General features: G+C 51.1%; 18 protein-coding genes. 13 read left to right on the top strand and 5 right to left on the bottom strand.

Going from position 1 to position 18,862, the window contains the following annotated elements:
- Positions 1-423 precede the first annotated feature (423 nt).
- Positions 424-1,539 (top strand): COX15/CtaA family protein, encoded by a 1,116-nt coding sequence (locus BUE76_RS02210; RefSeq protein ID WP_083596660.1) that lies wholly within the window; start codon positions 424-426, stop codon positions 1,537-1,539.
- A 277-nt stretch (positions 1,540-1,816) separates the two neighbouring features.
- Complete coding sequence (locus BUE76_RS02215; protein WP_073046751.1) at positions 1,817-4,060, top strand: patatin-like phospholipase family protein; 2,244 nt, start codon at positions 1,817-1,819, stop codon at positions 4,058-4,060.
- 66 nt (positions 4,061-4,126) lie between these two features.
- Here the strand turns inward: BUE76_RS02215 and BUE76_RS02220 are convergent, their stop codons facing one another.
- On the bottom strand, positions 4,127-5,020 hold the full coding sequence (locus tag BUE76_RS02220; RefSeq protein WP_073046784.1) for a diacylglycerol/lipid kinase family protein: 894 nt from the start codon (positions 5,018-5,020) through the stop codon (positions 4,127-4,129).
- A 179-nt stretch (positions 5,021-5,199) separates the two neighbouring features.
- On the opposite strand from BUE76_RS02220, the gene BUE76_RS25425 reads away from it, so the two are divergent.
- From BUE76_RS25425 to typA, 4 genes are all read left to right on the top strand, one after another.
- On the top strand, positions 5,200-5,481 hold the full coding sequence (locus BUE76_RS25425; RefSeq protein WP_394333551.1) for a DUF6883 domain-containing protein: 282 nt from the start codon (positions 5,200-5,202) through the stop codon (positions 5,479-5,481).
- Entirely contained in the window at positions 5,478-5,705 is a 228-nt protein-coding gene (locus tag BUE76_RS02225; RefSeq protein WP_073046781.1) for a DUF4926 domain-containing protein, read from the top strand. Before BUE76_RS25425 ends, BUE76_RS02225 begins: the two co-directional genes overlap by 4 nt.
- A 15-nt stretch (positions 5,706-5,720) precedes the next feature.
- A complete protein-coding gene (locus tag BUE76_RS02230; protein ID WP_073046749.1) occupies positions 5,721-5,945 on the top strand; it encodes a DUF2905 domain-containing protein in 225 nt (74 codons plus the stop codon).
- Positions 5,946-6,109: 164 nt separating this feature from the next.
- On the top strand, positions 6,110-7,921 hold the full coding sequence (gene typA, locus BUE76_RS02235) for a translational GTPase TypA (RefSeq protein ID WP_073046778.1): 1,812 nt from the start codon (positions 6,110-6,112) through the stop codon (positions 7,919-7,921).
- A gap of 111 nt (positions 7,922-8,032) precedes the next feature.
- Here typA and BUE76_RS02240 read toward each other — a convergent pair whose 3' ends face one another.
- Positions 8,033-8,683, bottom strand: a complete 651-nt coding sequence (locus tag BUE76_RS02240) for a DUF305 domain-containing protein (RefSeq protein WP_073046746.1) — start codon at positions 8,681-8,683, stop codon at positions 8,033-8,035.
- Between the two features lie 139 nt (positions 8,684-8,822).
- On the opposite strand from BUE76_RS02240, the gene BUE76_RS02245 reads away from it, so the two are divergent.
- The 4 genes from BUE76_RS02245 to BUE76_RS02260 all read left to right on the top strand — a co-directional run bounded on the left by BUE76_RS02245 (position 8,823) and on the right by BUE76_RS02260 (position 12,663).
- Positions 8,823-9,557 (top strand): type III pantothenate kinase, encoded by a 735-nt coding sequence (locus BUE76_RS02245; RefSeq protein ID WP_073046743.1) that lies wholly within the window; start codon positions 8,823-8,825, stop codon positions 9,555-9,557.
- The gene (locus BUE76_RS02250) at positions 9,526-10,911 is read left to right on the top strand and encodes a hypothetical protein (protein WP_073046740.1); all 1,386 of its coding nucleotides are present in this window, start codon (positions 9,526-9,528) and stop codon (positions 10,909-10,911) included. The genes BUE76_RS02245 and BUE76_RS02250 overlap by 32 nt, the downstream gene beginning before the upstream one ends.
- Positions 10,904-11,512 carry an LPS export ABC transporter periplasmic protein LptC gene (gene lptC, locus BUE76_RS02255; protein WP_143157431.1) on the top strand — a complete coding sequence of 203 codons (609 nt, stop codon included), beginning with the start codon at positions 10,904-10,906 and terminating at the stop codon, positions 11,510-11,512. Before BUE76_RS02250 ends, lptC begins: the two co-directional genes overlap by 8 nt.
- A 161-nt stretch (positions 11,513-11,673) precedes the next feature.
- Positions 11,674-12,663 carry a potassium channel beta subunit family protein gene (locus BUE76_RS02260; RefSeq protein WP_073046734.1) on the top strand — a complete coding sequence of 330 codons (990 nt, stop codon included), beginning with the start codon at positions 11,674-11,676 and terminating at the stop codon, positions 12,661-12,663.
- Positions 12,664-12,766: 103 nt separating this feature from the next.
- On the opposite strand, the gene BUE76_RS02265 is transcribed toward BUE76_RS02260, so the two are convergent.
- Entirely contained in the window at positions 12,767-13,042 is a 276-nt protein-coding gene (locus BUE76_RS02265; RefSeq protein WP_143157430.1) for a hypothetical protein, read from the bottom strand.
- Between the two features lie 90 nt (positions 13,043-13,132).
- Here BUE76_RS02265 and BUE76_RS02270 point away from each other — a divergent pair, with 90 nt between their 5' ends.
- From BUE76_RS02270 to BUE76_RS02280, 3 genes are all read left to right on the top strand, one after another.
- A complete protein-coding gene (locus tag BUE76_RS02270; RefSeq protein WP_158069915.1) occupies positions 13,133-14,938 on the top strand; it encodes a serine hydrolase domain-containing protein in 1,806 nt (601 codons plus the stop codon).
- A gap of 55 nt (positions 14,939-14,993) precedes the next feature.
- Entirely contained in the window at positions 14,994-15,827 is an 834-nt protein-coding gene (locus tag BUE76_RS02275) for an SDR family oxidoreductase (protein WP_073046725.1), read from the top strand.
- Positions 15,828-16,064: 237 nt separating this feature from the next.
- Positions 16,065-16,898, top strand: coding sequence for a LicD family protein (locus tag BUE76_RS02280; protein WP_073046722.1), 834 nt, complete (start codon positions 16,065-16,067; stop codon positions 16,896-16,898).
- 93 nt (positions 16,899-16,991) lie between these two features.
- On the opposite strand, the gene BUE76_RS02285 is transcribed toward BUE76_RS02280, so the two are convergent.
- Entirely contained in the window at positions 16,992-17,864 is an 873-nt protein-coding gene (locus BUE76_RS02285; protein ID WP_073046718.1) for a glycosyltransferase family protein, read from the bottom strand.
- Positions 17,865-17,917: 53 nt separating this feature from the next.
- Positions 17,918-18,829 (bottom strand): glycosyltransferase, encoded by a 912-nt coding sequence (locus BUE76_RS02290; RefSeq protein WP_073046775.1) that lies wholly within the window; start codon positions 18,827-18,829, stop codon positions 17,918-17,920.
- Positions 18,830-18,862 lie beyond the last annotated feature (33 nt).

Raw genomic sequence — 18,862 nt, forward strand, 5'->3', positions numbered from 1 at the left:
AAGGTACTACGTTGCCGTTTTCGAAGAGCGGGTGCAAAGATAAGGAGCGGAGTAATGATAAAACAATCTGTTCTGTTGTTATTACTCTTTTACAAGCTTCTTATAGTTTGGTAAACCACTGCCTTTCAAATTACTATGTGACTTATCCACCTCATCAATATTCTTTCCTTTCATTGCATCATCCGGTTTTGAATCACCAGGTCATATCCTTCTGTTCGCTTTAATTTAGCAAGAACATGCTTCTTATACTACTGTAAACAATTGCATTTTTCATTCCTGCTATCTCTTTACGATGCTTCTTTTCAGCTCTGTAGTTTATTCTTTCATCTTCTTCTTATATATAAGGATGAACAAAGAAGTTGCACAAACACTAAAATGACCTGGTATAGATATTAGTGGTTCCGCACTCAGTAATTTTGCGGCATGCAAACACAAAGATCCTCGCGTCCTGTAGCTATATGGCTGCTCGTTGGTGTGTTTATGATCATGGTTCAAATTGTACTGGGTGGCATTACCCGGCTTACAGGTTCCGGTTTGTCCATTACAGAGTGGGATGTGATTACCGGTTCGCTGCCGCCCCTCAATGAAGCCCAATGGCTAATGGAATTTGACAAGTACAAGCTTACTCCCCAGTTCCGCCTGCTCAATTCTGACTTTGGCCTTTCTGATTTCAAGTTCATTTTCTTTTGGGAATGGTTTCACCGTTTGTGGGCCCGCCTCATTGGTCTTGTGTTCGCCATTCCTTTTATTATCTTCCTGGTGCGAGGTCGTTTTCGCAAAGACATGGTTAAGCCCCTTGTTGTATTATTTATTTTAGGTGGCTTACAAGGGGCAGTAGGTTGGATTATGGTTGCCTCGGGTCTTGTTGGCGATGCGGTATATGTAAAACCTACCCGCCTGGCTGCGCATTTTGTATTGGCACTTGGCCTGCTTGCCTACACTTTTTGGTTTGCGCTGAAATTGCTGGTTCCCCATCGGCAGCTTGTTGCTGCCCCCCGCCTGAAAAACCTTACTATTGGTATCATTGCCTTGCTGTTTATACAACTTATATATGGTGCCCTCATGGCGGGCCACAAGGCGGCTCCCGCAGCGCCAACCTGGCCCGACATCAACGGCGCATTTCTTCCCAAGTATGTTTTTCGCAACCCACATGGCTTGCTTGGTCTTATTGACGACCGGATAGTGGTACATTTTATTCATCGTACTACGGCTTACCTGTTGGTAGCGCTTGTTATACTTTGGACGGTACGTGCGGTCAAAGAAAACGCAACACCTCTGTTTGCAGTTGTACGCTGGCTGCCGCTTGTTACGGTATTGTTGCAAACTACGCTCGGTATTCTAACCGTACTTACCAGTATTGGTATCCGGGCAGGAAAATGGAATGCATTTGAATGGATGGCGCAGCTGCACCAGGTAGTTGCGTTCTTCCTGTTGTTATCGCTTGTACTGGCAGCCTATGTGCTGCGCAGGCAGGTACCAGCAACGGCTGCTTTTAGCCGCGATTTGAATAAAACACCTAAAGCAAGCTTTGCAGGGTAAATAGTTATTGCTGGAAAAAAGGCATTGAAAAAGCGGCATAATAAAAGAGGCATCATCACTGATGCCTCTTTTATTATGCCGCATACATTACTTTCAAAAAAGGTTGGTGCTCTTTAAATACTAATAGTACAAGCATTTACAAAGAGATTTGCAGGTATACCCGCTTGCGCAGGCTGTTCAAAACCGCGGCCACGCATCCGGGCACCCGGCACTGGTTTTATAGAATAGATAGTATAGCAATTTCATCGTAAATTAAATCTATCTACAAGCCGAGCCCATGGAGTACCTCAGAGGTATATTTTATTCCCTTCCTGTACAATTGTTATTCCTGCACTTTCGCAAATACCAGTTGCTGCTCCTTTTTTGGGTGATCCTTTTTGCTACGGTATCCGGCAACTTTTTAAAATCAATGGGTGCTGATGCCCTTTTCCTGGCCCCTGAATACCTGGGCGATGTAAATGCACTGAGCGCAGGCATCATGGGGATGAGCATCGGGGTGTTCATCATGTGCTGGAACATCACCACTTTTATCCTGTTCAGCAGGCATGTGCATTTCCTGGCGGCAACGCAGTATCCTTTCTTTAAATACTGCGTCAATAACAGTGTTATTCCCATCAGCTTCCTGGTTTATTACCTGGTGAAGGCCTACCAGTTTTCGCACTACAAAGAGCTTATTTCAAATGTTGAAATCATCTTTATCAGCATCGGTTTCATCACTGGTCTTATACTCACCTTAAGTATTTCGTTTACCTACTTTTTTGGCGCAGACAAAACCATCCTGAAACGCATTCAGCCCCTGTTTAAAGGCGCATCCGATTTTGTATCGCACTTGCAACCCGAGCAACCCCGAAAAACAGGCTCGCTGATACATGCCGAATGGTTCCTTACTTCCTTTAACTCGGTGCGGCGCTGCCGTGATGTATCGCATTACAGCGAGCACATGATGAATACCATCTTCAAGCGGCATCACTTTGCAGCGGTGGTTTCCATACTGGTGGCGGTGTTCTTTTTGGTCACCATTGGCTTCTTTCTGGAGTCGCCGTTTTTCCAGATTCCTGCAGGCGCTTCTATCACTTTACTTTTTGGTATTCTCATCGGTGCATCGGGTGCATTGGCTTATTTCTTTCAAAGCTGGAGCATCCCGTTTCTTGCTATATCGTTGGTTGTGCTCAACTACCTGTATAAAACGGATATCATCGATCCGCGCAACAAGGCTTATGGCCTTAGTTATAACAACAAGGACGCATGGCCAACTTATAGCCGTGAGTGCCTCGACTCGATGGCCAGTGCAGCAAACCGTGCTGCCGACCGTGCAAACATGGAACAGATCCTTTGGCGCTGGAAGGCCAGGCAAGGAGAGGAGAAGCCCCTGCTGGTACTAATAGCCACCAGCGGCGGCGGCAACCGAAGCGCCACTTTTACCATGAACACCCTGCAAACACTCGATAGCCTGATGGGCGATCAGTTGATGAAACGCACCGCGTTGATTACCGGTGCATCGGGTGGCATGATCGGCGCTACTTATTTCCGCGAACTGTATCGCCAAAAGCTCAATGGCAAACCCATTAACCTGCGCGACCAGCGCTATGTGGAGCATATTGCACGCGACCTGCTCAACCCTATTTTTTCTTCCTTTGTGGCACGCGATGTGTTTGCGCCAGCGCAGTTTTTTTCGGTTGGTGAAAACCGCTATATAAAGGACAGGGGTTTTGCTTTTGAAAATAAACTGAATCAAAATACCGACAGTTTGCTGGATCACCGGCTGCGCGATTATGTGCAGGACGAAACACAGGCACGCATACCCATGATCCTGTTTCATGCACTCATCAATCGTGATGCCCGCAAGCTGGTGATCAGCACCCAGCCGGTAAGGTTTATGATGCAATCGCCAGCCGATACCTTGCATGCACCACCTGATGCCGTTGACTTTGTATCCTTTTTCGCCAACCAGGATCCCTACAGTTTGCGGATGCTTACCGCGCTCAGAATGAATGCCACCTTTCCGGTAGTACTGCCTTCGGTTTGGCTGCCTTCGCAACCTGTAATTGATATCATGGATGGCGGCTTGCGCGATAATTTCGGCGTGGAAAACAGCCTGCGTTTCCTGAGTGCCATGCAGCAGTGGATACAGGCCAACACAAGGGGGGTGCTGCTCATCCAGATACGCGACCGGCAGCCCGGCTCCTGGGATGATCCTTTCGTGCTAAAAGGTTTTGGCGATCATACCATCAAACCCATAATGCTGTTGCAAAACAACTGGGCAGATATGATGGAATATTTTCAAAACGATAGCTATACCTATTTCGCCCTAAATAATGGTCTGCCCATACACCGCGTCATCTTTCAGTATGTGTCGGATAAAAAAAAAGAGAAAGCGGCCCTGAGTTTTCACCTCACCAAAAGCGAAAAACAAAACATCCGCGAATCATTGCATGCACCGGTAAATATGCAAAGCTTTGAACAGGTAAAAGCGTTGCTGCAGGCAGTAAAAGTGGAGGAGCCGGTTAAGCCAGTAGAATAAAGGTGATGTGTTTTTACACCAGTGCACAATCAGCACGTACAACGATACGGCAACACCTTTACAGCTTTATGGATAAATAAGTTGGAATGCACCAGGAAATAGCTGCACATCAAAAAGATGCGAACTGTCGGCAGGGTCACCATCTACATGCAACAAGGCACCGGAAGGATTGTGGATCCTGATGGCATTGGTTTGAAAATACAAAACGCTGGCTTCGGCGCTGATCTGCTCAATGCTTTGCAACTGCACCAGCCCGGTTACCTGCCGCAAGGTTTGCAGCAGTACACTCCACTTGCTTTGCCGCAGCATCACCACGATATCGAGCAGGCCATCTTTCAGTGAAGCCTTGGGTGCAATGGTAAACTGGTTGCCAAACTGGTTGCTGTTGGCAATAGAGATAAAGTAAGCATCCAGTTGGAGGCTGTCGCGGCCATTTTCCAACACAAAGGGATGTGTTTGTGCTGTCCAGAAATTGGATACCACTTTCCGGATATAGGTCGTCAGTCCACGTTTGCCGGCATTGGCAAAATCGTGCGCCACCTGGGCATCGAAACCCAGTCCGCACAACATACAGGCAAAGCGGCCATTGATGGTAAATGCATCCGTTGCCTGCGGCTGGCCATTGATCACAATGTCCAGTGCCCTGCCCGCATCTTTGGGAATACCGGCGCTAAAGGCCAGGCCATTGCCCGAACCTGAAGGGAGGATGCCAAAGGAAACAGGGTGGTGTCGTAAAGCCTGCACCACGCTGTTGATGGTACCATCGCCACCGGCAATAATGATATCGGTAAAATCCCGCACCTTTTCTTCCAGGAAGCTGTAATCGCCGGATGCCACGGTATTTTCAATGGCGTAATCGACACCGGCGGCAGTCATTTTTTGTTGGATTAACAGCGGTAAACCAGCCTTGCTGGTGGTACCGGATATGGGGTTGACGAGAAAGAGAAAGCGGCGTTGCATGGACATGTTCAGGCGGCAATATTAGGATAATGAGAGAAGAAGGAAATGGTAAAACTTACAGGAAGGCTTAGGCAGCAAAAGAAACCTTGTGGAAAGAGGAGGCAGCGTTTGATTTAAGGCACAAAATAAACAGGCATGTATTTGCCAGAAGCATACAGGATAATGGTGCCCCCTAAAAGCTGACAGCATATCTTTTAAACAGCAATCATCCTGATGGCTGGAGCAAAGCCTTATTTTTTAAAAGCATGGGAATAACCAAATCGGAACTGCTACAAGAGATATCGGAACATCTTGCAACACATAATCCTGTTGGCACCACAACAGATTCGCCCTATGGAAATAAGTTTATCGTTGAGGGGGAATATAGCGGCCTGCAAGGCAAATCCTTCCGCCTAAGAACCGTCTGGATCGTACTTCCAGGAAGTGAAATATGTACCTTTATTACAGCTTACCCAATATGATCAAAGCATTAGAAAGAGTATACCTGCTGGAAGACCTTACCGGTACTGCCTTTGTTAAGGGAGATGTGGGTACTGTAGTAGCCGTTTACCCCAATCAAAAAGGGTACGAGGTAGAGTTCTTCGCCCTGGACGGCACCAGCCTGGGCGTAGAAACGGTGTTGGCTCACCAGGTACAATCTGCCAACGGCATCAAAAAAGTTTTACATATTGATATAGCTGCATAAACCAGGCTTTTTGCATTGTCTACCCATCCCGCCAAATACCTCATCCTCCTCGGCCTGGCCATTGTCCTTATCGGCGTGATCTGGTATTTCTTCGGCAACCGCCTGCATTTCCTCGGCAGGCTGCCCGGCGACATCCGGGTAGAGCGGGAAAACTTCCGCTTCTATTTCCCCCTCACCACCATGATCCTGCTCTCTATGCTGCTCTCCGGCCTGCTCACATTGATTAAAAAGTTTTTGTAAACTCCTTGCCTGCGGCCTTTTCCCGGGCTGAAAGGCATACCTTTGCGGCTCAAATTTTTAATAAGTCAGCGGAAACCAACGATGACGGACAACAGCCCACAGACCACGGTTTACTGCCGTCTGTTGTTTGTCGCCGAGCCTTCCGCCTGCCTTCTGCCTTTTTTATGGATATCAGAAACATTGCAATCATCGCCCACGTTGACCATGGTAAAACTACCCTGGTAGACCGGATCCTGCACACCACCAAGGTGTTCCGCGATAACCAGGAAACCGGTGAGTTGATCATGGACAGCAACGACCTGGAAAGGGAGCGTGGCATCACTATCTTCTCTAAAAACGCCGCTGTTACTTACAAAGGCGTTAAGATAAACGTTATTGACACCCCTGGTCACGCCGACTTTGGTGGTGAGGTAGAACGCGTACTGAAAATGGCCGATGGTGTGATCCTGTTGGTGGACGCCTTTGAAGGTCCCATGCCCCAAACGCGTTTTGTACTCCAGAAAGCCCTGGCCCTCGGCCTGAAGCCCATGGTAGTGATCAACAAGGTTGACAAGCCCAACTGCCGCCCCGATGAAGTGCACGACGCGGTATTTGAATTGTTCTTCAACCTTGATGCTTCCGAAGAGCAGCTCGACTTCCCCACCTTCTACGGTTCGGGCAAAAACGGCTGGTTCAACAGCAGCCTGGAGCAGTCGGAAGACATTACCCCGTTGATGGACGGCATCCTGCAATACGTACCTGAGCCCAAAATTGCCGAAGGTCCGTTGCAGCTGCAGGTTACCTCGCTGGACTACTCTTCTTTCCTTGGCCGTATTGCCATTGGTAAAGTAGCCCGCGGTACCATCAAGGAAAACCAGCCCATTGCCCTGGTACAGGCCGATGGCACCATCAAGAAACAACGCGTAAAAGAACTCTACGTATTTGAAGGCATGGGCAAAAGAAAGGTAACTGAAGTAGTTGCCGGTGACCTTTGCGCCGTGGTAGGTATCGAAGATTTCACCATCGGCGACACCATTGCCGACCAGGAAAATCCCGAGGCACTCCCCATCATTTCGGTGGATGAGCCTACCATGAACATGCTGTTTTCCATCAACAACTCGCCTTTCTTTGGTAAGGACGGCAAGTTTGTTACTTCCCGCCACCTGCGCGACCGCCTGGTGAAGGAAACAGAAAAGAACCTGGCCCTCCGTGTGGTTGACACCGACAGCGCCGATTCTTTCCTTGTTTATGGTCGTGGTATCCTGCACCTGGGTGTACTGGTGGAAACCATGCGCCGCGAAGGTTATGAACTGACCATCGGCCAGCCACAGGTTATCGTTAAGGAAATCAACGGCGTGAAGAGCGAACCGTTTGAAACCCTGGTAGTAGACGTGCCCCAGGAATATGCTTCTAAAGTAATTGACCTGGTTACCCGTCGCAAAGGCGAAATGCTGGTGATGGAAACCAAGGGCGATATGCAGCACCTGGAATTTGAAATTCCTTCGCGTGGCCTGCTGGGTCTGCGTACCCAGATGCTCACCAACACCGCCGGTGAAGCCGTGATGAACCACCGCTTCAATGAATACAAGCCCTGGAAAGGACCCATCCCCGGACGTAACAACGGTGTGTTGATTGCCAAGGAAGCAGGTAGCACTACCGCTTACTCTATCGACAAACTGCAGGATCGTGGTTTCTTCTTTGTAGACCCAGGTGAAGAAGTGTATAAAGGCATGGTGATTGGCGAAAGCAACAAGCCCGGCGACATGGTGGTAAACCCCAACGAAGGCAAGAAGCTCACCAACATGCGTGCATCGGGTTCCGATGGTACGGTAAGCCTGCCGCCCAAGCGCCAGCTGTCGCTCGAGGAGTGCATGGAATACATCCAGCAGGACGAGTGCATCGAGGTAACACCTAACTTCATCCGCATGCGCAAGGTACTGCTCGACGAAAACGAACGTGCCCGCGTAGCCAAGCAAATGAAGGCTGAAGCTTTATAATACCCAGATCTTCCATCTCTTGAAAAGATGGAAGATCTTTACCAAAGCCGCTCCAATTGGGGCGGCTTTTTTATTGCAGGCTACCCTGCAGCTATAAGCATTGATGGCATTTTACCGGTGAGCTTTTAGCCATTGCTGGAGCTGCTTTATTTCCTGCGGTTGTGTTTGAACTATGTTGCGGGCCACCTCCATCAGGCCGGCATCACTGCCCTCCTTCAGGTAAGCATTTGCCATCTTTACGCCGTCTTTGTGGTGGGGTATCATCATGGAGGCAAACATATGGTCCACGGAGCCGCCTTCCATTTTATCCATAGCGCTCATCATGCCCATAGCTTTCCTGCCATATGCTGATTTACCGGATGCTGTAGGGCGCTGCAGGGTGGCGTCGAAAAGGTTCATCTCCGCTTGCTGGTCGCGCACAATGGTACGGGCCAGTTGTACCAGCGAACTGTCCGTGCCGCCCGATATTTCGGCCTGGGCCATCTCCACTGCACTTTGGTGATGTTTCCGCATCAGGTAGGCAAAATCGCGGTCAGCATCGCCGGTGGGCTGGTAGGTGTGCATGCTGTCCATCATGGTATTCATGGCCTGGTGCATGTCGCGCATGGGATTGGGCGCCGTTTGTGCCATGGCATCATCCATATAGGTATTGGCGTGCATGTCGTGGCTGGGGTGCGCCCCGCTATCCAGGTCATTATCAGTTGTGGCAGCATCATTGCCACAGGCTGCCAACAGGCTGAGGGCAATCAGGTATCGGTACATACAATTTGTTTGGGGCATGCAGGCAAAAACCCTTCCACCACGCATAAGCAAAGAGAACTCCCTGCCATTGCCCACCGCGGTTTACTTTCTTTAGCCTTTCCCGTCCTATCTTGCCGCCCTTAAACCAACCAGGCGGCTGATGAACCTTACGCTTTGTTTCGATTTTGGCAATACCCGCTGGAAGGCAGCACTATTTGCCGGCAGGGAAATACAGGAAACCTTCCTGTTTGATGAAGACCTGGTGCTGCAACAGGTATCTGCCGTACTCCAACAATACCAGCCCGCAGCTGCCATCCTTTCTTCGGTGGTCAACCACCCGCCCGAACTGGAGTCCCTGTTGGCTGGGCATACCGATTTTCACCGGCTGTCGCACCTAACCCGGCTGCCCTTTACCATCCCGGTGGGCAAGCCCGAAACTGTAGGCGCCGACCGGCTGGCCTTATCAGCCGCCGCAGTATGGCTGCACCCCGATAGCCATAACCTGGCCATAGGCCTGGGATCCTGTATCACCTTCAATTTTATTGATAAAGACCACCAACTGCTGGGCGGTTCCATATCGCCCGGACTGGAGATGCGCCTGCGGGCCATGCACCAGTTTACCGCCAAACTGCCCCTGGTACAGGCTACCTGGAATGTGCCGCTGGTAGGCTACGATACTGCCACCAACCTCCAATCTGGAGCGGTGCTGGGTATGGCCAAGGAGATCGACGGTATCATTGATGCCTACCAGGAGCGGTACCGGAACTTTAACGTGCTACTAACAGGGGGAGATATACCCTATTTGGCGCCTCATTTGAAAAACAGGATATTTGCCGACCCTCATCTCATTTTTAAAGGTTTGTATGCAATCAGTGAAGTCAACCGCAGCCGGTAAGCGGAATAAATTACGGGCTTGTGGTGTAGCGGCTGCCGCGCTTTTGCTTGGCACCGCGCAGGTGTCGGCCCAGGAAAACGCACCTTACTCCCGCTACGGTTTGGGCGAGCTTGTTCCCAATACCCACGTACTCAACAGGGGCATGGGCGGTATCTCGGCAGGTTATGCCAATTTCCTGGAAGTAAACGCCAATAACCCCGCTTCTTACTCGGCCTTTAAAACCTTTGTAGAAGAACGTTCCAAAAAAGCCATTTCCGGCCGTGTGCTGCTGGATGTGGGCATTACGCAGGAAAACCGTACCCTGCAAAGCCCCAACCAAACCAACCGGTTTTCTTCCGCCAACCTCTATTTCTCCTATGTGCAGCTGGGCATTCCGCTCAACCGCAACTGGGGCCTGAGTTTTGGCCTCCGCCCGGTAAGCCGCATCAACTATAAAATCTCCCGTTTCGACAGGCTACAAAATCCCGGCACGGGCACCAATATCGACAGTGCCTACACCGAGTTCAACGGTGCCGGCGGTGCCAACCTCCCTTACATTGGTACCGGTTACGCCATCAAAAACCTGAGTATTGGCGCCAATGTGGGTTATATGTTTGGGCGCAAGGAGTACGACACCCGCCGCTCCCTGCTCAACGACAGCATCAGTTATTACAGTTCCAAACACAGTACGCAGTCTTATTTCAGCGGCCTGTTTTATAATGCCGGTGTGCAGTATAAAATTGACCTGAATAAAAAGACCTTTTTGCGCCTGGGTGTATCGGGCAACTGGAAACAAACCCTCAACACCAGCACCGACCTGACCCGGGAAACCATTGTACGCGACCAGACAAACGGCGACAGCCGACTGGATTCGGCTTACGCAGAAACCGACCGCAAGGGTGAAGTGATCATTCCTGCTTCTTATACTTACGGTTTTGTGCTGGAACACCAGGACGAGAAAGGCCCCAGTTGGCTGCTAGGTGCCGACCTGGTACAAAGCAAGTGGAACCAGTACCGTTTTAACGGCGCCAGAGATTCGGTGCAGGACAACTGGCAGATCCGCGTAGGTGGCCAGTGGCGTCCGGAGCCGGGCAGCAACTACTTTTCAAATGTCAGCTACCGCCTGGGCTTTTTTACCGGTGCCGATTATATCCGTGTGGGCCGTAAGCTGCCCCAGTACGGTGTGAGCCTGGGATTGGGACTACCCATTGCCAACTACAACCGTCTTTCGCCCGGCCAGTTTACCATGCTCAACCTGGGCTTTGAGTTCATCGGCCGCGGCAACAATGAAAACACCCTGAAGGAAAACCTTTTCCGCGTATCGGCCGGCTTCTCCTTCTCCGACCTGTGGTTCAACAAAAGGAAGTATGATTAAAAGCCAACAGACGACCGGCCACGGACAACAGCAAAAAGACCATCGACCACTGACCATGGGCAATGGTCTTTTTGCTGTTATGGCGCTGCTGGGTTTGGCAGCAGCAGGCTGTGAAAACTCGGAAAAAGCCATCAAGGAATGGAGTACCAATAAAGTGCTGGTGGAAGAAGCCCGGAGCATTACCACCCATTTCAGCCAAACGGGGCGGGCCAAGGCTACGCTAACGGCGCCCCTGATGTTGCGCCGACAGGACGACTCGGTGTTCGTAGAATTTCCCAGAACGGTACATGTAGATTTTTACGACAGCCTGGGCCGCAAGGAGAGCCAGCTGGATGCCCGCTATGCCAAATACTACGAAACCGCCAACAAGGTATTTCTGCGCGACAGCGTGGTGGTAGCAACTACCAAGGGCGACACCCTGCGTGCTCCCGAACTGTGGTGGGACCAGAACAAGGGTAAGTTTTACACCGATAAAATGGTACGCATCATCCAGGCCGACAAAACCATCAATGGCGGCCGCGGCTTTGAAGCTGAACAGGATTTAAGTTCCTATACCATCTTCCAGAATACCGGGGTGGTGGCACCGCCGCCGGGGATGTAAGCAGTTTGGAGTTGTGGGTTTGGAGTTTGGGGTTAAATACAATCCATCTTTATTGTTGGTATAATTGTTTACATCTTGGATTGCTTTTTTGGTCCTGGTTAGAATCAGCAGCCTGTATTTTAACCCCAAACCCAAAACTTCAAACCCAAAACTTTTAATTCATGGAATACCGCCGCATGGGCCGTACCGGCCTCCAGCTCAGTGCCCTCTCTTTTGGCAGCTGGGTAACTTTCTCCAAACAGGTAGACGACTCGCTGGCCGACGAACTGATGGGCCTTGCCTACGACAACGGTGTCAACTTTTTTGATAATGCCGAAGTATACGCAAGGGGCGAAAGCGAAAAGCTGATGGGCCGCGTGCTTAGTAAAAAAGCATGGGACCGCTCTTCCTATACCATTAGTTCAAAAGTGTTTTTTGGCTCGCGGGGGCCGGCCAACAAACCCAATATGACGGGACTGAGCCGTAAGCACATCATCGAAGCCTGCAACGAAGCCCTCCAGCGTCTCCAAACCGAATACCTCGATTTGTATTTCTGTCACCGCCCCGATCCGAATGTGCCCATTGAAGAAGTGGTGTGGAGCATGAATATCCTGTTGCAACAGGGCAAGATCCTGTACTGGGGCACCTCGGAGTGGAGCGGCGTGGAAATAATGGAAGCCCACCGCGTGGCCAGCGAACTGCGCCTCATTGGCCCATCCGTGGAGCAGCCGCAGTACAACCTGCTGGAGCGTTTTAAGGTAGAGCAGGACTACGATATGGTGTACAAAACCGTTGGCCTGGGCACCACCATCTGGAGCCCGCTGGCATCGGGCCTGCTTACGGGCAAATACAACGAAGGCATTCCCGAGGGCAGCCGCTTTGCACTGGAAGGCTACGACTGGCTGAAAGACCGCTACCTGGCCGAAGAAAAAATGAACCGGGTAAAACAGCTGACGGCGCTGGCCGGCGAACTGGGTGTATCGGTAGGTGCCCTTTCCATTGCCTGGACGCTGAAAAACCCCAATGTTACCACCGCTATCCTGGGAGCTACCCGCCGCGAACAGCTGGAAGAAAACCTGAAAGCACTGGACGTACTGCCCCTGCTCACGCCCGAAGTGTTGGAACGCATTGAAGCCATTATGCAGACAAAGCCGGTGCGGGTGAGTTTTTAGTCCGGAAAGACAGAAAAGACGGGAAAGAACGCAGTTCAAAGTGGTAATACCCATATTTGTATACATAGGGTTTATCACTTTGAACCATCGACTTTAAACTGCACTAAGCTGCCTTGTCCGCAGCCAGCAGGCATTTTTCCAACTCCGAAACATAACGCTCAAATTCGGGCCATGCTGATCCACCTTGCTCACGGGCCGTGGTGTAGGCACCAGCATATTTATCCTGCACTTCCTGCAACGATTCCCGCTGGACGGCGTCCCATTCCTCTTGCAAGGCCTGGCCGATCTGTTCATTGATCTGCTGGAAGTTGGCTTCATTGCCCCGGTGTTCGCGCAGAAAGGCAAGCAGGTGTTTGGGTTGGGCGGTGGTATTGGACATGTTTTCCTTTACCTGCTGCAATTAGTGGTCCATTGCCTACAGCTTGCAGATCAGCTTTAGGGTCAGCGCCCAAAGGCGTACCTTATGTACATGAAAGCATACTTCAGTGCACTGTTGCTGGCCGGCTCACTGGCGGGCCATGCACAATCCGGCCAACAGGCAGCAAGGATCAAACAGGTGGAAAACAGCCTGATTCCCTATGTTCCTGTGCAGGGCTTTGCTGCCTGGAAGCTGCCCGATAGGATGCGCTACCACAAAGTGCCCGGCACCAGCGTTGCCGTCATCCGCAATTATGCCATCGACTGGACCCAAAGCTACGGGTTGGCAGACACCACCCGCAGGGTTGCCGCTACCGATACCACGCTTTACTCGGCAGGTTCCATCAGTAAACTGGTTACAGCCGTTATTGCCCTGCAACTGGTGGAAGCCGGCAAAATGCAGCTCGACTCGCCCATCAACCTTTACCTGCGTTCCTGGAAGCTTGCTGAAAACGATTTTACCCGCGCCAAACCCGTTACGCTGCGGATGTTGCTCAGCCATACCGGCGGCACTTCGCAAACATCCTATTTTGGATTTACCCCCGACCGCACCTCATTACCCACAACAGTGGAAATACTGAGTGGGGCGCCAGCGGCAGAATCAAGGCCCGTGGTGGTAAACAGCGAACCCGGCAAAGAATTCCGGTACTCCGGCGGTGGTTACATGGTGGTGCAGCTGGCTATTACCGACCTGCTGCAGGACGATTTTGCCACCATTGCCCAACGCATGGTTTTCGACCCGCTGCAGATGCGGCATGCCAGTTTTCGCCAGCCGCTGTCTGCAAGCCAAGCCGCCATGGCTGCCTGGGGCTATTCGGCTGCACCCTGGTACAAGGGCATGCCCTATGTATACCCGCAGCAGGCGGCGGCAGGCCTGTATAGTACCGCCACAGACCTCGCCCTGCTCATCATCGAACTGCAAAAGTGTTTTGCCGGCAAGGGCACACTGCTCAATGCAGCTACCGTGCAGCAGATGTTTACGCCACAAGCCACCATCAGCACCGGCGCTTACCGGGAGGAAATGGGCCTGGGTGCTTTTCTGCTGGAAAGGGAAGACAACCAAACCGCAGCGGGAAAATACTTCGAGCACCAGGGTGCCAATGCCGGCTTTATTGCCTATGCCATGGGCAGCGTGGAGGGCGGCAATGGCGTGGTGATCCTGATGAATACCGGTGACGATTTCAACGGTTTTGGCAAGGAACTGCGCAGGGCAGTGGCACAGGTGTATGGCTGGGAAAACTTTCTGCCCCAAGCCATCCGGCCGGTAAAAAAGTCGCAAAAAGAGCTGGACGTCTACACAGGCCGCTACCGCATGGGTAACGATGAAGTGGTTTATATCCGGAAGGAAAAGGACTACCTGGTGGAAAACATCAACGAAGGCCCGGATATCTATTGCTTTCCTGTTGGCAAAGACAGTATTGTATTTACCGATTTCAATGTAAAAGGATGGTTTGGCAGGGATGCAGCGGGTAAAGTGGTGTCTTTACAGTCCGCCTACCAGGATAAGCCCATGGCCAAAATGCGGGCCGATGAATTTGCCCCCTCCGAACTGCTGCGGCAAAAGAAATACGCAGCGGCAAAAGAAGCTTTCGGGCGGCTGAACCTGAATGAATACCAGATCACCTACAAAGCCTACGAACTGCTGAACAAGAAACCTTTTGACCCCGAAGCAGCAAAAGCAATGCTTGAACTGGCAATTGCCCAACACCCCCGTTCGGCAATCGTACGCAGCCGCTGGGGCGACTATTACCGCAAGCTTAACGACCGGGTAAAAGCCCTTTCGGAATACCAGGCGGCCGTTAGCCTTGATCCTTCCGACGAGCAGGCCAAAGAAGCCATCCGGGCACTGGCGCAGTAAGCCGGTATCTGTTGTATTTGCCTTACCTTCCTTTCGGCCAACCCTTTTGTATACCATGACAACAACACAACCTGCAACGCGACCCAGAACAGCACTCATCACCGGTGGCAGCCGCGGCATTGGTAAGGCCATTGCCCTGAAGCTGGCCGCCGACGGGTACAATGTGGCCATTGCCGCCAAAACAACCGAAGCGCATCCCAAGCTGGATGGCACCATTTACACCGCCGCACAGGAGATAGAAGCCGCGGGTGGTAAGGCCCTGGCCCTGCAATGCGATATCCGTTTTGAAGAACAGATTGCAGCCGCGGTGGCCCAAACGGCAGATACTTTTGGCGGGCTCGACATCCTGGTGAATAATGCCTCGGCCATCCACCTGGCGCCCACTACCGACACGGAGGCCAAGCGCTTCGACCTGATGCACAGCATCAATGTGCGGGGCACCTTCCTGGTGAGCAAGCATGCCATACCGCATTTGAAAAAAGGCCATAACCCGCATATCCTCAACCTCTCGCCCCCCATCAATCCTAACCCGAAATGGCTGGGCGCCCACCTGGCCTATACCATGAGCAAGTATGGCATGAGCATGGTGGCCATGGGGCTGGCCGAAGAACTGAAACCCTTTGGCATTGCCGCCAATGCCCTTTGGCCCCGCACCACCATTGCCACGGCCGCAGTGCAAAACCTGCTGGGCGGCGACTTTCTGATACAGCGCAGCCGTACGCCCCAGATTGTGGCCGACGCCGCCTGGATCATCCTCAACAGGCCCGCAGCGCAGTGCAGCGGCAACTTTTTTATCGACGAGGAAGTACTGGCCGAAGCAGGCGTCACCGACCTGTCGCAGTACACCATCAACCCCGACCACGAGTTGATGCAGGACCTCTTCATCTAGGGGTGAAACACACGCAGCATTGCGGCTATCAATTTCTTTGTATCATTGCACTTTGGTCAGGTACACTTTTTATACTGACCAGAAAGGATGCTTTTTAGCTTTTCGTTTCTACCTGCATCCTGTTCCAAATCCTACGATAATACGGTCGTTGTTCATTTTCGCAGCACCTCGTGGTGCTACTCCAATGTCTTTCTGAAGCACCCTTTGTTACCCTTAAATCACACCATTACGGTTACCATGAATTTTGAAACCCTTTTCCCCGACAACAGGGCCAGCGGTGAAACTACCCTGCGTCAGTGCCAGTTGGTGATGCTGCGCATGCTCAAAGTTTTCGATCACCTTTGCACCCGGCACAACATTGAATATTTCCTGATCGGCGGCACCCTGCTGGGCGCCATCCGCCACAAGGGGTTCATTCCCTGGGATGATGACCTCGATGTGGGCATGACGCGGGAGGCCTACGAAAAATTCCTCAGGCTGGCTGTTGCGGAACTGCCCAACGATATCTTTTTCCAGAATACCCAAACAGATAAGTACTATAAACACGGGGTAAATGTGGACGCCCGCCTTCGGGATAAGTTCAGCAGCTACCGCCACCTTACCCGCCCCAGCGAACCCTGGCACCAGGGATTGCAGGTGGATATTTTTGTGCACGACCGGGCTTTTGTAAAAAACGATTACGGAACCGTGATCATAAATAAAATTGCCAACAAGGTTTTGGGCGGACGCAAGCGGGCACAAATACTCAATGCTATCAGCCGGTGGAGCCCGCTGGATATGGTTTACAACAGTAACTATATGCAGGAGTGGGTGCAGGCAGGCCAGGGCACCTATATCACCAACCAGGAGCTAAGCAAGCTGATCCGCTGGCCTTTCGAAGACATGAATGCACTCATCCCGGCCGATTACCATACCTACCTGAGCCGCCAGTTTGGTAATTATATGCAACTGCCTCCCGAGGAGAAACGCGTTTCCAATCACAATGTAATTGCCGACCCGTTTACGCCCTGCCAGCACCCCGAAGTGCTTACCTGGCCTAAATCCATCCAGACACCAGCAGCTACTGGTTGATTGCTACAATAACAAAGGGGTGTTTTTTACCCCTTTGTTATTGTAGGCTGTACCCGGAACTGCAATGGACAACCCTTTATCAAAACATCACCTTTATACCAGTTTATAGTTTTGGTAATCAAAAAAGCGCCTGCCGGTAAGCTTTTCCAACCCGTTTTTAATGCGGTCTTTAAGTTTGGTGCGGTTGTAAGTGAGGTCGTAATCAAACTGCCAGTTGATGTTGCGGATGCGCTCCTGCATTGCCTGCGGATGGGTGCCGGTAAACTTTGCTAGGGAGTCGATCTGGCTATAATCAAACGGCTCGGCGTAAGTGTTGGCAAACTGCTCCGCTGTTTCATTTCCGTGGTAGTAGCGTACAAAGTTGTTGGTTTTTTCCTGCATCACCTGTGGAGGGCGCACCCACCCGTAATGATGCATCCAGGCACCAACAGCTTTCACGCGTAGCTTTTCATCCTTGTTTTTGCGAAAACCCTGCGCATCACGAAACGAATAGATGGCCGGGTTGTTTTTTACCACCCTGATTTCGTTGCGGTACCACTTGGATGAATTGCCGATATAATCGTAAGAGCCATAGAAGTGCCGGTATTGCAACAACAATCCATCTACACCTACATCGTCTTTCCAGTTCTGCATGGCCGCTTTCAATGAAGAGTAACCAGCTTCGTGCAGCACCTCATCGCCTTGGATATACATACACCAGTCGGCATCGGGGCCAATAGCCTGTAAAGCCTTATTGGTTTCCTCGGCCAGCACGGCGCCTTCGGCCAGTTTCGATTTATCCCATACTGTATCAATGATCCTGATCTTGGGGCTGATGGAAGCCACCAGTTCACGGGTGCCGTCTTCCGAATCGCCCACTGCTACTACCACTTCTTCACAAAGGGGCAGGATGGAACGAATGGCCTCCTCAATGGGATAGCTGTACTTGATGGCGTTGCGGATAAATGAGAAACCAACTATACGCATGAATATCATTTTACCCCAAGCTCCATTCAAAAGTCTTGCTAGCCTGGTAAAGATCAACCCCGCACAATGCGATAGTTTTTATAGGAAAATAAACGCTTGCCGGTCAGTTCTTCCACCCATTTCAGCAGGTGCTCTTTAGGCTTCATATTGCTGCGGCGCGGGTCGTAGGTAAACTGCCAATCCTGGGCCGCAATTACCGGCTGCATCACTGCGGGGTGGGTGCCGGTAAATACTTTCAAATAGTCATACTCTCTATAGCTATACCCGTCGGCTTCCTTTGTATTTAGTTCTGAAATAAAATCATCAGAGGTATTGTAAGCTTTACCAAAAGCAATTCGTTTGGCAGTGAGCTTTTTCGGAGGCCTTGCCCAACTGTAGTGGTAAATGGTAGCAGATACCATTTTAGCATGGAGTTTCATGCCTAGTTCGCCATCCTGATTTCCCGGGTTATTGTATTTGCGAAACCCCATCGAATCTTTATAGCTCCTGATAGCTGGATTATTCCTTATAACCCTGATTTCATAATTATGAAACCGCCGGGTAGGACAGTAATGATTGTAGTCGCCGTAAAAATGAATAAAAGGGAACAACAGTCCATCAATACGCGGATTGTTCCTTTCTGCTACCAGCGTGCTGCGCAAAACCTCCAGGTCCTGTTCGTGCAACACTTCATCAGCCTGCAGGTGAAAAAGCCAGTCGGCATCGGGGCGGCAGTGGTCCATCCCGATATTGGCCTGTTGGGCAAACACCTTCCCGCCGGTGCGGAGCTGTTCATCCCAAACTGTATCTATGATTTTTATTTTGGCATCACCGATAGCAGCCACCGCGTCGCGGGTACCATCGGTACTGTCGCCTATTACCACAATATATTCATCTACCAGCGGCAACAAACTTTTAATAGACTCCACGAATGGGTAAGCATAAGTCAAACCATTGCGCACAAAGGTGAAAGCGGAAACAACCATGAACCGGTGATTTACAGGATTTATGAAGGATTG

Source organism: Cnuella takakiae (assembly GCF_001953305.1).
Classification (GTDB): Bacteria; Bacteroidota; Bacteroidia; order Chitinophagales; family Chitinophagaceae; genus Flavisolibacter; species Flavisolibacter takakiae.